The sequence below is a fragment of the Falsihalocynthiibacter sp. S25ZX9 genome (genome assembly GCF_041205405.1).
Taxonomy (GTDB): Bacteria; Pseudomonadota; Alphaproteobacteria; order Rhodobacterales; family Rhodobacteraceae; genus Falsihalocynthiibacter; species Falsihalocynthiibacter arcticus.
Genome location: NZ_JBGFCD010000001.1, coordinates 382932 through 396542 on the forward strand (window position 1 = coordinate 382932; position 13611 = coordinate 396542).

At 53.7% G+C, this 13611-nt stretch carries 14 protein-coding genes and 1 riboswitch; of the genes, 8 read left to right on the forward strand and 6 right to left on the reverse strand.

Annotated elements, in window-relative coordinates; genetic code table 11:
- Positions 1-127 precede the first annotated feature (127 nt).
- Positions 128-1555, forward strand: a complete 1428-nt coding sequence (locus AB9F29_RS01875) for a DegQ family serine endoprotease (RefSeq protein WP_335585845.1) — start codon at positions 128-130, stop codon at positions 1553-1555.
- A 56-nt stretch (positions 1556-1611) separates the two neighbouring features.
- On the opposite strand, the gene AB9F29_RS01880 is transcribed toward AB9F29_RS01875, so the two are convergent.
- Both AB9F29_RS01880 and AB9F29_RS01885 read right to left on the reverse strand, forming a co-directional pair.
- Positions 1612-2172, reverse strand: a complete 561-nt coding sequence (locus AB9F29_RS01880) for a peptidoglycan-binding protein (protein ID WP_369754389.1) — start codon at positions 2170-2172, stop codon at positions 1612-1614.
- Positions 2173-2219: 47 nt separating this feature from the next.
- Positions 2220-2651, reverse strand: a complete 432-nt coding sequence (locus AB9F29_RS01885; protein WP_369754390.1) for an OB-fold nucleic acid binding domain-containing protein — start codon at positions 2649-2651, stop codon at positions 2220-2222.
- 120 nt (positions 2652-2771) lie between these two features.
- Between AB9F29_RS01885 and AB9F29_RS01890 the strand changes: the two genes are divergently transcribed.
- Positions 2772-3095, forward strand: a complete 324-nt coding sequence (locus AB9F29_RS01890; RefSeq protein WP_039002592.1) for a 2Fe-2S iron-sulfur cluster-binding protein — start codon at positions 2772-2774, stop codon at positions 3093-3095.
- Positions 3095-3793, forward strand: a complete 699-nt coding sequence (locus tag AB9F29_RS01895; RefSeq protein WP_369754391.1) for an FG-GAP repeat domain-containing protein — start codon at positions 3095-3097, stop codon at positions 3791-3793. The genes AB9F29_RS01890 and AB9F29_RS01895 overlap by 1 nt, the downstream gene beginning before the upstream one ends.
- Here the strand turns inward: AB9F29_RS01895 and purD are convergent, their stop codons facing one another.
- On the reverse strand, positions 3794-5056 hold the full coding sequence (purD, locus tag AB9F29_RS01900; protein ID WP_369754392.1) for a phosphoribosylamine--glycine ligase: 1263 nt from the start codon (positions 5054-5056) through the stop codon (positions 3794-3796). It lies immediately after the preceding gene.
- A 70-nt stretch (positions 5057-5126) separates the two neighbouring features.
- On the opposite strand from purD, the gene xseA reads away from it, so the two are divergent.
- Entirely contained in the window at positions 5127-6704 is a 1578-nt protein-coding gene (xseA, locus tag AB9F29_RS01905; RefSeq protein WP_369754393.1) for an exodeoxyribonuclease VII large subunit, read from the forward strand.
- Between the two features lie 6 nt (positions 6705-6710).
- Here xseA and AB9F29_RS01910 read toward each other — a convergent pair whose 3' ends face one another.
- On the reverse strand, positions 6711-7127 hold the full coding sequence (locus AB9F29_RS01910; protein WP_335585821.1) for a hypothetical protein: 417 nt from the start codon (positions 7125-7127) through the stop codon (positions 6711-6713).
- Positions 7128-7331: 204 nt separating this feature from the next.
- On the opposite strand from AB9F29_RS01910, the gene AB9F29_RS01915 reads away from it, so the two are divergent.
- From AB9F29_RS01915 to AB9F29_RS01930, 4 genes are all read left to right on the forward strand, one after another.
- Positions 7332-9011, forward strand: coding sequence for an NAD(P)H-dependent oxidoreductase subunit E (locus tag AB9F29_RS01915; RefSeq protein ID WP_369754394.1), 1680 nt, complete (start codon positions 7332-7334; stop codon positions 9009-9011).
- 106 nt (positions 9012-9117) lie between these two features.
- Positions 9118-10197 (forward strand): signal recognition particle-docking protein FtsY, encoded by a 1080-nt coding sequence (gene ftsY, locus AB9F29_RS01920; protein ID WP_369754395.1) that lies wholly within the window; start codon positions 9118-9120, stop codon positions 10195-10197.
- A 1-nt stretch (position 10198) separates the two neighbouring features.
- Entirely contained in the window at positions 10199-11101 is a 903-nt protein-coding gene (locus AB9F29_RS01925; protein ID WP_039002585.1) for an EamA family transporter, read from the forward strand.
- 8 nt (positions 11102-11109) lie between these two features.
- Positions 11110-11718: an inner membrane-spanning protein YciB gene (locus tag AB9F29_RS01930; protein ID WP_039002584.1), complete on the forward strand. Its 609-nt coding sequence runs from the start codon at positions 11110-11112 to the stop codon at positions 11716-11718.
- A 20-nt stretch (positions 11719-11738) separates the two neighbouring features.
- Here the strand turns inward: AB9F29_RS01930 and AB9F29_RS01935 are convergent, their stop codons facing one another.
- Together AB9F29_RS01935 and AB9F29_RS01940 are read right to left on the reverse strand one after the other, a co-directional pair.
- Positions 11739-12446, reverse strand: coding sequence for a glutathione S-transferase N-terminal domain-containing protein (locus AB9F29_RS01935; protein WP_335585818.1), 708 nt, complete (start codon positions 12444-12446; stop codon positions 11739-11741).
- Positions 12447-12474: 28 nt separating this feature from the next.
- On the reverse strand, positions 12475-13401 hold the full coding sequence (locus tag AB9F29_RS01940) for an alpha/beta fold hydrolase (protein ID WP_335585817.1): 927 nt from the start codon (positions 13399-13401) through the stop codon (positions 12475-12477).
- A 112-nt stretch (positions 13402-13513) separates the two neighbouring features.
- A riboswitch (SAM riboswitch) is annotated at positions 13514-13592 on the forward strand.
- The last annotated feature ends 19 nt before the right edge of the window (positions 13593-13611 follow it).

Below are 13611 nucleotides of genomic sequence, written 5' to 3' on the forward strand. Positions count from 1 at the left end.
GTAATTGCAAGGAATACGGCAACAAAGTGCTGGATGCAGTGTCGCCGCAGGATGATGTGTAAAATAGGAGCTTAAAGTGAAATCTTTGGCAGTTTCAATTGATCGAGACGTAGAACAGAAATCAAACATGGTGAGAGCGGCCTTGTTCGCAACATTGGCTTTGGTTCTGTTTCTCGCACAGAGCATGGTCGCGTTCGCACGCGGTGCGCCCGAAAGTTTTGCGGATCTCGCAGAATCCATTAGCCCGTCCGTGGTGAACATAACAACCTCAACGACCATTGCGCGCGCCACTCAACCGGGTCCTGTCGTGCCGGAAGGCTCCCCGTTTGAGGATTACTTTCGCGACTTTTTGGATCGTCGTGAAGGGGGCGGGGATCAACCTCAGCGCAGCCAAGCTTTGGGATCGGGTTTTGTGATTTCCGAGGATGGTTTTATCGTCACGAACAATCACGTGATTGACGGGGCGGACGAAATCATGATCGAATTTTTCACGGGTGAGGAATATCCCGCCCGTTTAATTGGCCGTGATCCCAATACGGACATTGCGCTTCTGAAGGTTGAGAGTGACACACCATTACCATTTGTGGTTTTTGGCGACAGTGACAATGCACGTGTCGGTGACTGGGTCATGGCCGTTGGCAATCCGTTGGGACAGGGTTTTTCGGTTTCCGCAGGGATTATTTCAGCGCGCAACCGGGCGCTTTCTGGTAGCTATGACGATTATATCCAGACCGACGCGGCGATTAACCGTGGCAACTCTGGTGGTCCCTTGTTCAATATGGACGGCGATGTTGTGGGCGTGAATACGGCCATTCTGTCGCCCAATGGCGGCTCCATCGGGATTGGTTTTTCGATGTCATCGGCGGTTGTCAGCAAAGTTGTAAATCAGTTGCAAGAGTTCGGTGAAACCCGTCGTGGATGGCTGGGTGTGCGCATTCAGGACATCGATTCTGACGTGGCCGAGGCACTTGGACTTCCTGACGCGACGGGTGCTTTGGTGACGGATGTTCCAGAGGGTCCTTCGGCTGATGCTGGTGTCAAAGCTGGAGACGTGATTACATCTTTCGATGGTGTCGAGGTTGAGGATACCCGTGCATTGGTGCGCCGCGTTGGAGAAACGGAAGTTGGTAAAGCGGTTGATATGGAAGTGTTCCGTGAGGGTGAAGCAAAGACGCTCACGATCACTTTGGGACGTCGCGAAACTGCGGAAGGAAATGGCGATACTGTCGTGCCGTCCCCTGAGGCTCAAGATCCCGTTGAGATGGAAATTCTTGGCGTTACTTTGACTGAGCTTACGGATGAGGTGCGCGAGGCACTTGAATTGCCAAGCAGCGTCAATGGTTTGCTCGTGAAAGGCATCGACGAAACCAGTGAAGCCTTTGAAAAAGGTTTGCGGGCGGGGGATGTGATCTCGGAGGCAGGCCAGCAAGCCGTGAATTCGCTTCAAGACCTTGAAGACCAAATTGAAGATGCCAAAGATGCAGGGCGCAAATCCTTGCTTCTTCTTGTGCGTCGTGACGGTGAGCCGCGCTATATGGCGGTTAACTTGTCATAATTTTCGGATCACTAGGGTCTGATCTCGGGGCGTCGCATGAAAATGCGGCGCCTTTTTCAGTCTAGGATGTAGTTTGACAAGCCAAGTTGCTGGCCCGCTTCGAGTGAGACGATAGAGCTGTTGAGGCCCTGAATTTCTTGGTATTTTCGAACGGCTTGGCGGGTCGGCGAATCCATTTCACCGTTGATTGGTCCCGCGTAATACCCGCGCACGCTTAAGGCGCGTTGAAGGTTGAGGATGAAATCCTCGCCGATAGTCTCCGAGCAGGGTGTCTCAAACCAGATTTCATCCCGCTGGCGGGTGATCTCTTGGCGGGTTTCGACGCGATAGATCGCAGGTTTCGTGATCGTTCCGCTCGCATCGACCTCTTCGGGTTCAACGAGAAATTTCTCGGTGGTTGTTTGGATGGTTGCAGGCGTTTCGTCGCGCGCCCAACAGCTTCCCTCGCGGGCATTTGGCGGAGCGCTGGCTTGGCTGACAGCTAGCTCGGGCTCACTCAGGCTCGCCACGTGGACGCCCTTGTCAACGCAAGCGGACAGGCCAAACGCCGCACTCAAAAGCACGGCGGTCGCACGTAAATACCCGCGTTTCGGGTTGGTCATATTGATTTTGCTCATTCTGCTCTTCTCTGCGGCGGATCTTTTGCCCACCTGCAGGCGCAATCTTAGCGTGGTTTGAGCGACGCGAGAACCCGTGTCGACGTGGTTTGTGGCGCAGGTTGCACCGTTGCATCAGCGCGCAGCAGATCGTCGAGCATATAAGAGATGTCCTCCACCACTTCGGCGACCACATGAATGACGGTATTTTCCCGCTGAATACGCCCCGTTACCCGCAGCAAACGCCCCGCCACCACCGCGCGCCGATAGCGTTCGTAGATATTCTGCCAGACCACGATATTGGAAACGCCCGTCTCGTCTTCCAGCGTTAAAAAAATCACGCCTTTGGCGGTTCCGGGCCGTTGGCGCACCAAAACAAGCCCCGCAACAGCCACCCGCGCCCCCGCAGGCGGCTCTTCTAGACGCGCGTGCGGCAAGCAGGCCGGAGGGCGCGGCCATGTATTGGGTTGAAAATGGGGGGCGGGGTTAAATATCTGCATGAGAACAAATATAGAACATTTGTAAAATTTAACAAGTGTTCGTGAGCCAGCGGCAAAAGAGGGTGGCGCAGGGCAGGCACCTTAGATATTCACGTCCCCAACTGTTAAAGGAAAAGATACATGGCCAAAATAACATACATCGAGCACAACGGCAAAAAACACGAAGTGGAGGTGGCCAATGGGCTATCTGTCATGGAAGGCGCGCGCGACAATAACATTCCCGGAATCGAAGCCGATTGCGGCGGCGCTTGTGCCTGTTCCACATGCCACGTTTACGTGGACGAAGCATGGTTAGAAAAAATCCCAGGCAAAGACGCGATGGAAGAAGACATGTTGGATTTCGCCTTTCAGCCAAACCCCACGACCTCCCGCCTGACGTGTCAGATCAAAGTGACGGACGCTTTGGACGGGCTTGTGGTGCAAATGCCAGAAAAACAAATCTAATGGTCAGGGGCGCGCTCTTTGCACTGGCTTTTGTGGCGACACCTGCTTCGGCGGATGTAATCACCAAAGCCGAATATAGCGCCCCAACACAGCGCTATGATCACGGTATTCTTGGGGATTCCACGGAATACGGCGCGCTTGTTCTAACGATGTCTTCGGGCAAAAAAATGCGCCTCACTTTGCCCGAGGACCACGTGTTCGAAGATATCGCGCCCCGACTCGTGGATGTCGATAACGACGGTGCGCCCGAAGTTGTGGTTATTGAAACCGATGTGCATAAGGGGGCTGCTTTGGCCATTTATGACGCGTCGGGCAAAGTGGCTGAAACGCCGCATATCGGCCGCACGCACCGTTGGCTTGCCCCCATTGGCGGTGCTGATTTAGATGGTGATGGCCTCGTTGAACTGGCCTATATCGACCGCCCCCATTTGGCGCGGGTGCTTACGATCTGGCGCTTCCAAGATGGCGCATTGCACCCCGTTGCGACGCGCGAAGGTCTTACCAACCACAGCATCGGCCAAGACTATATTTCAGGTGGCATTCGCGACTGTGGCGATGGTCCCGAGATGATTACAACGACGAGTGATTGGTCGCAAATTGTAGCTTCGACTTTGGTGGGTGGCCGCATCGAAAGCCATGTATTGGGCCCGAATTCGGGCGCCAATTCTTTTTCAAATGCAATGAACTGCCGCGATTAACTAAAGCGCGCGATACCCAATATCGCGGCGGCAGAACCCTTCTGGCCAATCAATCTGATCCACCATTTTATAGGCCCGTTCCTGCGCTTCTTTGAGGCTGGCCCCGCGAGCGGTGACGTTCAACACGCGCCCGCCATTGGCTGTAATTTTGCCATCAATCTCTTTGGTTCCCGCATGGAAGGTCATGTTCATGCTGTCTTCGTTCAGGGATTTGAGGTCGCGAATTTCGGACCCTTTTGCATAGGCGTTCGGATAGCCGTTGGCCGCTAAAACAACCGTCAAAGCGTGATCATCGGCCCAGTTGACCTGTGCTTTGTCGAGTTCACCGCGCGCACAGGCGAGCAATAAATCGAGAGCTTGAGCCCCCAAGCGCATCATTAAAACCTGACATTCAGGATCGCCAAAGCGGGCATTGTATTCCACGAGGCGTGGCTGGCCATCTTCAATCATGAAGCCTGCGTAAAGCACACCTTGATAGGGCATGCCGCGCTTCGCCATTTCGGCGACTGTGGGTTTGATAATCTCGTCCATGGCTTTTTGCGTCACAGCGTCGGTCATGACGGGCGCGGGAGAATAGGCACCCATGCCGCCAGTGTTGGGGCCTGTGTCGCCTTCGCCCACGCGCTTGTGGTCTTGGGCCGTGCCGATGGGCAAAACATTCTCGCCATCGCAAAGGATAAACCAGCTGGCTTCCTCGCCCGTCATAAATTCTTCAATCACAACTTCCGCGCCCGCAGCGCCAAATTCACCACCGAACATGTCGTCGATGGCGGCCAATGCTTCGGCCTCGGTCATGGCAACGATAACGCCTTTTCCTGCGGCCAAACCGTCGGCTTTGACCACGATTGGTGCGCCTTGTTCCCGGATATATGCTTTCGCGGCCTCGGCTTCGGTGAAATGCGCATAGGACGCAGTAGGAGCACCGGAGGCCGCGCAGATTTCCTTGGTGAAGTTTTTTGACGCTTCAAGTTGCGCCGCTTTTGCCGAGGGGCCAAAACACAAAATTCCCGCATTGCGCAGATCGTCGGCAACGCCAAGGGCAAGCGGTGCTTCGGGGCCGATTACCACGAAATCAATCGCGTTTTGCTCAGCAAATGTCACGACTTCGACGCCGTCACAGGGATCAATCGCGGCGCATTCCGCCATTTGTGCGATGCCCGCATTTCCGGGCGCAACGATCAACCGATCACACTTGGGGTTTTGTTTTATCGCCCATGCCAGTGCATGCTCGCGCCCACCGCTGCCTAAAATCAAAATGTTCATTGCGTCCCCCGCTTGGCCTTTGTTACGGGGCGTTCTAAGGTGCCTCACACCAAGAAACAAGCGAGCAGACATGTCCGACCTCATCGATGACCCCGAACCCGGCCAAAACGCCCCAGAATTCAGCGTAACCGAGATTTCGGGCGCCATAAAACGCACGATAGAGGGCGAATTTTCTCGTGTACGTGTGCGGGGCGAAGTGGGGCGGGTGAGTCGGCCTCGGTCGGGGCATATTTATCTCGACCTAAAAGACGATCGTTCTGTTTTGTCTGGAATTATCTGGAAGGGCGTTTCCGCCAAGCTTGCAACCCAGCCTGAGGAAGGCATGGAGGTTGTCGCAACGGGCAAGCTCACAACGTTTGGCGGGCAATCCAAGTATCAAATGGTGATCGAAGACATCGCCCCCGCCGGTATGGGCGCGTTGATGGCGATGTTGGAGAAACGCAAAGCGCTGCTTATGGCGGAAGGGATTTTTGATCCGGGGCGCAAGCGCGAGTTGCCGTATTTACCAGAGGTGATCGGGGTTATTACCTCACCTTCAGGGGCGGTTATTCGCGATATTCTGCATCGTTTGCGCGACCGTTTCCCGCGCAAAGTTCTGATTTGGCCGGTCGCGGTTCAGGGCGCGAAATGTGCACCGGAAGTTGTGGCCGCGATCGAAGGTTTCAACGCTATGACACGGGGCGGGGCGATTCCCCGTCCTGACCTCATAATTGTCGCACGGGGCGGGGGCTCGATTGAGGACCTCTGGGGCTTCAATGAGGAGGCCGTCGCACGGGCCGCCGCCGCTAGTGAAATACCGTTGATTTCGGCCGTAGGGCATGAAACCGACACAACATTGATCGATTTTGCCTCTGACAAACGCGCGCCGACACCAACGGCGGCGGCGGAACTTGCGGTGCCAGTGCGCATGGAGCTTTTGGCGCATATCGATGCTCAAGGCGGGCGGCTTTTGCGGGCAATCAGCCAAGGAGTTTCTCAGCGGAGGCAACGATTGTCCGATGTATCCCGCGCACTCCCACGGCCAGAAAGTTTGCTCGAAAATGCAAGCCAGAGATTGGATCGTGCGAGTTTACAATTGGGGCCAAATCTAACCAAAGCTGTTCAGTCTAAACGTTTGAAGTTGCAGCAGGTATCGGCTCCATTGCAGCCCGCCGTTCTGCGCAGCCAAATCAAAAGCGCACAAGATCGACTGGCGCGCTGGAGCCTTGGGCTTGCCCCTAGCCTTGCCCGTGGAACATCGCACAAACGGCAGGGGTTTGATAAGGTGGCTGTGCGCTTGCGGCCGGAAAATATTGAGCGCGAGATCCTGCGCAAGAAAGATCGCTTAGAGGGCGTTTCCAAACGATTTGTCGCGCTTGCTCGAACGCAAACCGATGCGCGGCGTGAGCGTCTCGACGGATATGAGCGGATGCGGCAAAGCCTAGGATATACCGAGACGCTTAAGCGGGGCTATGCCGTTGTGAGGGGCGAGGATGGAACCCTTGTGACCACTGTGACCGCGGCAAAATCCGCAGGGGTTTTGGAGGTTCAATTCCAAGACGGGCGCATGTCTATGGGGGCGGCTTCCTCCAGGCCGAAGTCTGAAACAACTCCCCAAAAAGCCAAAAAGAAAACCAATCCGCCGGGCGGGCAAGGGACTTTATTTTAGCACCCTTTAAACGCCGACGTCCGGCCCCTTGCAATACAGCGGGGTGGAACTGCGCGCGGTTTCATAAAGCTCGTCAGATGTGGGCGCATTTTCATAATGCGCAATCAAACCGTTGCTCCCCACTGAAAACGACCAACATTGCGGCACCGTCGGCCCATCGTAAATAAAGCATATTTCGTCATTTTGCGCGAACCAAGTACCGTCCTGGCATTCCCCATCATTGAACGACCAGCGCACGTGATTGTCCGGTAAATACTCCTCGACTCCAAACACTTGCCCGTTTTTTGAATAGGTCAACGTCTTGCCCGTTACGTAGGCTGAAAAGCTTTTTTCCCCAAGAGTTTCTAAATCCAAAACATCCGTCGCAAGGGCGTGTTTTGGAATAGAAACAAGAGCTAGTATGGCAAGGGTACGCAACAACATTCAATTCACCAGTTTGGTAATCGGATGTGCGAACTATGCCAGAAAATACTGAAGGGCTCCAGAAATATTCAATTTGATTACAATCGTAGTTAATCCGGGCCGATGTGAAACAAAGCACAACGTTTCCGAAGTGTTTTGTGTCGCTTTTGTTGTGGTGCGTGCCCAATCGAACCTTATGATGAGGCAATAATATGGGAGAACGGTGTGGACCAAAAAACAGGCGTGTGGAAGTCCGCTAAGGGCAAGGGGCGCACGACGCCCAAGGGCCGTCAATTGGACGATGCTGCTTTGAGCGAGGTTCGGACACTTTTGGCAGATGTGCCGCGTCGCCGCGATCTGCTGATTGAATTTCTACATCTTATTCAAGACGCGTATGGCCATCTTTCTGCCCCTCATTTGCGGGCGTTGGCCGAGGAAATGCGCGTTTCAATGGCGGAGATTCAAGAGGTCGCGAGTTTTTACGCGCATTTTGATGTTGTGCGTGAAGGAGAGGCCGTTCCGCCTGCGCTGACAATTCGAGTTTGCGACTCGCTGTCTTGTGAAATGGAGGGCGCGCAGCAATTGATGAGCGCCCTGAAGGCAGGAAGCGATCCCGCTTCTGTGCGGATTTTGCGCGCGCCCTGTATGGGCCGTTGTGACATGGCACCGGTTGCCGAGGTCGGGCATAATCACATTGATCATGCGACGCCCGAGAAGGTTTTGGCGGCTGTGGCTGCGCGTGATGTCCACACAAAAATTCCCGAATATGAAGATTATGGCGCCTATGTTTCAGGCGGTGGATATCGCGTTTTGCATGCGTTGCGTGAAAATGGTGACCCAGAGGCGACGGCGGAAACCGTTTTTGAATCTGGGTTGCGTGGCCTTGGAGGCGCGGGCTTTCCGTCAGGTAAAAAATGGGGGTTTGTCTTCGCGGAAACTGGGACCAAGTATTTGGCTGTGAATGGCGACGAAGGGGAACCGGGAACGTTTAAGGATCGTGTGCATCTAGAAGCCGAACCACATCTTTTCCTCGAGGGGATGTTGGTTGCAGCGTGGAGCATTGGTGCGAAAAAAGCCTTTATTTATCTGCGGGATGAGTATCCTGCGGCGTGCGAAATCCTGAAACGGGAAATCGCAAAACTTGTCGAGCAGAAGATTGTTCAAGAGGGCTATATTGACCTTCGCCGCGGCGCTGGTGCCTATATCTGCGGCGAAGAAAGTGCGATGATTGAGAGCATTGAGGGCAAGCGTGGATTGCCACGCCATCGTCCGCCTTTTGTTGCACAGGTTGGGATTTTTAACCGCCCCACATTGGTTCACAACGTGGAAACCCTCGCTTGGGTGGCGCGTATTCTGCGCGAAGGGCCGAAGGTTTTTTCGGGAGTTGAACATAACGGGCGGGTTGGACTGCGCAACTACTCCGTTTCGGGGCGGGTCGCGAAACCGGGTGTTTACCTTTTGCCTGCAGGATCGACCGTAACCGATATTATTTCTGCGGCGGGCGGCATGAAACAAGGCCACATTTTCCACGCGTATCAACCCGGCGGGCCGTCGTCGGGGTTGCTTCCCGCGCACTTAAACGACGTTCCACTTGATTTTGACACACTTCAGCCGCACGGAACGTTTATCGGATCCGCCGCAGTTGTTATTCTCTCGGATCAAGATCGTCCGCGGGATGCCGCGCTCAATATGTTGCGGTTTTTTGAGGATGAAAGTTGTGGGCAATGCACGCCGTGTCGCGTTGGCTGTGAGAAAGCAGTGAAGTTGATGCAGGCGGATCATTGGGATCAACCATTGCTAGAAGAACTCTGCCAAACGATGGTCGATGCGTCGATCTGTGGTTTGGGCCAAGCCGCGCCAAATCCGATCCGACTTGTGATGAAGCATTTCCCCGACGAAATTTAGCGTTTCACGGACGTAAAAAAGGTGAAGAACGTGTGATTTCGCTGCTCCCCTCTTTCATAGGGCGGGGCAATGGCTTAGGTGAAGAGGATCACCAAGAGGCCGCTCAATGTCGTTTTTTAAAAAGCTCAAGAACCGTCTGGTAAAATCTTCGTCAAAACTTGACGAGGGTTTGGATGCAATCGTCGCCGAAACCGTTGAGGCACAGCCCGAAGTGGTCGCTTCCCCAGAAGTGCAACCCGCAAGCCCGCAAGAGGTTGAAGCACCAAAAATCGAAGAAGTCGTCGTGAGCGCGCCGGCCAAACCAAGTCTTATGGGGCGTATTCTTGGACGCGAAAGCGAAAAGAATATACCGCGCCGTGAACTTGATGACGAGATGCTTGAGCGGTTGGAAGAATTGCTGATATCGGCGGATATGGGGGTCGATACGGCCCTGCGCGTGACCGCGAACATGGCCGAAGGGCGCTTTGGCAAAAAGCTTTCAAGTGCCGAGATAAAATCGCTTTTGGCGGATGAAATTACCCGCATCATGGAACCCGTGGCCAAGCCGCTACCGATTTATACCAAAAAACCACAGGTCGTTTTGGTCGTTGGGGTAAATGGCTCTGGCAAAACGACGACCATTGGAAAGTTAGCGAGCCAATTCAAAGCGGCGGGCATGAATGTTGTCATCGCTGCGGGTGACACATTTCGCGCGGCGGCCGTGGAGCAATTGCAGGTTTGGGGCGAGCGTGCAGGGGTGCCCGTTTTGACGGCACCAGAGGGAAGTGACCCCGCGAGCCTTGCGTTCGATGCTATGACCAAAGCAGAGGCCGATGGGGCCGATCTGTTGTTGATTGATACCGCTGGGCGTTTGCAAAACCGTGCGGATCTCATGGAAGAACTGGCGAAAATTGTGCGGGTTATTCAGAAGAAAGACCCAACAGCGCCCCATAATACGCTCCTCGTCCTTGACGCGACAACGGGGCAAAATGCCTTGAACCAAGTGGGGACCTTTCAACAGCTCGCCGATGTCTCGGGACTTGTGATGACAAAACTGGACGGTACTGCAAAAGGCGGTGTTCTTGTTGCTTTGGCCGATAAATTTGGGCTGCCGATTCATGCTATCGGTGTCGGAGAGCAAATCGACGATCTTGCCGCATTTGACCCCGAGGAGTTTGCCCGTGCCCTAACTGGGGCGGATATTTAGGTTGACTGAATGGCTTATTTCCCTTGAGGGAACCGAAATGGGGCATAGGGTTGCCCTTGGTTTGGCCCTTTTGGCTGCCGTTTTACATGCTATTTTCGGTGCGCTTCAAAAGGGTGAGCACGATCCGTGGCTTTCGCGTGGGGCGATTGATTTTAACTACGGCGTGATGGCTGCTCCCTTTGCATTGTTTGTCGTTCCGTGGCCCGAGCCGCACATGTGGCCCATTTTTTTCGGCATGTTTGTTATCCATATTGGGTATAAGGCCATGCAGGCGCAAACCTATGTTTTGGGCGCTTATACAGTGGTTTACCCGGTGGTACGCGGGATGGGGCCGCTGTTTACGGTTCTTGGGGCGGGGCTGGTGTTTGGTGAACATTTCGCGTTCGGTCAGTGGATCGGTGTAGTGGTTTTGTTATGCGGGATTTTTGGGTTGGGGCTCTACAATCTGATGTATCTAGAGACCAATCGCGAGACCCTGAAAGCGGCGCTATTGATGGCGACCGGCACCGGAATGTTTGTCGCGCTTTACACGACCTATGACGCCTATGGAATTCGCGCAACGGCCAACCCATTCACCTTTCTCGCGTGGTTTTTCTTTATTGATAGCCTTGCGATCCCGCCCTATGCTGCGTGGCGTTATTCAAAAATGCAGGTAAAACCGCGTTTGAAGCCTTTGATGAAACGCGGAATATTGGGGGCATTTGTTGCCTTTTTTAGCTTTGGGTCGATCATGATGGCGACGCGGCTTGATAGTGTCGGCGAGGCTGCCGTCTTGCGCGAGACGTCAACAGTATTTGCCGCCCTTATCGGTTGGCTGGTGCTAGGGGAAAAGGTTGGGCCGCGACGGCTCATTCTTATGTCATTGATTGCCGTTGGTGCAGTCATTGTTGAAATGAACGGTTAGGAAGAATGATGACGGAAAAAACGGTAAACCCCTTTGTAAAGCTTGGCTTGGAGCTTGGTCCAGTCGTCCTGTTCTTCGTTTTCTATGGCCGCATCAAGGATGAATTCTTCACAATTGGCGGCGTGGAATACGCTGGGTTCATTGTTGCAACGGCGCTTTTCATTCCCCTGATTTTGGCTTCAACGGCAATTTTGTGGTGGCTGACAGGCAAGCTGTCAAAAATGCAGCTAATGACAGCCGTTTTGATCGTGGTTTTCGGTGGAATGTCCGTTTATTTCAACGACGAACGCTTTTTCAAAATGAAGCCCACCATGATCTATCTTTTGTTCGGCGGTATTCTCGGGATCGGCCTTTTACAGGGCAAAAGCTACCTTCGTTCGGTCATGGAAGAAGTCCTTCCTATGCAGGATGAAGGCTGGATGATCCTCACGAAACGGCTGACTGCCTTCTTTGCGGCGCTCGCAATTACGAATGAATTTGTCTGGCGCACGATGAGCACGGACGCGTGGGTGAATTTTAAAACCTTCGGCCTCACGGCTGCTGTATTCGTGTTTTTTATGTTTCAAAACAAACTCATGCAGACCTACGCGGTAACGGTCGAAGATCAAGATACATGACGGTCGCCCTAGGCCTACGCCTAGGGTTTTTTCTTGAAGAGAAGGTCGTGGGATTTTTTGTCACTTTGAAGATTTGACCGCTTTTCAGCGGCCAATGCCCGACCTTTGATGACGCCTTTACGCGCGCTGACTTGGTCCAGCCAACGGGCGAAATGTGGTTTGTCTTCTAGGGTTTGTTGCTGGCCTTCCCAAAGGCTGGCCCAGCCCCAAATCGACATATCAGCGATGGAATAGAAGTCGCCAGCAACATATTCGTTCTCTGCAAGACGCCGATCCAAGACGCCATAAAGACGTGCGGTTTCATTGCGATACCGGTCTTTCGCATAGGGCAGATCATTTGGCGGTTCCATTGCGGGCGCGTATTTTAAAAAATGATGCGCTTGCCCTGCCATGGGGCCAAGGCCGCCCATTTGCCACATAAGCCATTCGGTTACAGCGATTTTTTCACGCGGAGTCTCGCCCCCGAACTGTCCGGTTTTCTGAGCAAGATATTGCAGAATTGCCCCACTTTCAAAGATCGAAATGGGCGCACCATCGGGCCCGTCAGGATCGATAATCGCGGGCATCCGGTTATTTGGGGCAATTTTAAGGAAGTCGGGTGCGAATTGATCGCCTGCACCAATATTAATCAGATGAAGTTTGTAGGGCAGGTCCATCTCTTCGAGAGCGATTGAAATTTTCCAACCATTTGGGGTCGGCCAGTAATATAGGTCTATTGGGATTGTCATCATTCGCTCCTTATCCTCGGAGCAATGATCATCTTTTGGGACTAGATAGCAAGGGGGCGCGGGTAAAGAGACGAGACCATCGACGGGATTGCGAACGCGCGCAAGCCGCGGATAAATCGGATATTGATAGACTGTCTGGCGCGTGGAGAAATTGGCGATAGAGTGGAAACATTCCAGGTCGAAGGTAGGTTGACCAATGACAGATACGCCGGAGCGGAGGCGCAATCGGAAACCCTTGGCGTCTCAAAGCGGCAAGGGTGTTTGCACAGTCAAGTTGAAGGTCCAGCCAATTCGCGCGGGCAGGGGAGAGGCCATGCCCCAAGCTACGAGAAAAGGGGCGATGCGGTGCAATGGCCGTTTCAATCAGCAAATCGTAGAGATCATTTTCGCGACTGGTAATGTTTAGAACTTCGCAACTTTTGCCCGCTGGAGTCTGCATCGCAATTTGGGCCACGGAACTTAGCTCAGCCCCAGCCATTAAGACAATACGGTTTAGGGCGTTTTCCGGGAGTTTCGCAAGCGCAGCCAAGAGAACACGCGCTCCAAGGGAATGTGCCATCACGTTGATTTTGCGGTTGGGGGCAAGATGGTGCAGAGTAGTAATCACAGCAGCCAACGTATCTGCCGCAGGGATCGCTTGCTTGTAAGCTTGCCAAATTGTGCCGCGCGCATGCCACCCAAAGGCGATGCACTGCCCCTCTTCCTTTGTCGCTCTGCCAAATCCGAGGTGATGGGGCCAAGAGATACAGGTTCGTTTTTCATGACGCGGTCTTAACGCAAAAATCTGGGCATGCGGATCATGCTTCTCTTCAAATGGCGAATATCGAAAACCATGCAGCATAATCGTTATGGGGCCCGTTGATGGGCCTTTGAGCATGTTCTCGACAGATTTGCACGCCGTTGCGCACACTGGGTCAGCAGCTCCAAACGGAGCGTTTATTCGCAAAACGGGCATAGCGTCCTCGCGTCGTGGTCTATCATTGGGATAAATCCACTGTATATCAGGAGCATGAATTTCTCGTTACGACTGCGTGACGGGCTTGACGAAAGCGCCGCAGGCCCCTATTCAGGCGTCCTGTGGCGATTTGTTCTCCTGATTGCGGGCCACGTTAAATATGCCGCTAAAGAGGTCTGGGACGTACCCCCTCGCTTCTTTTTGCGCAGG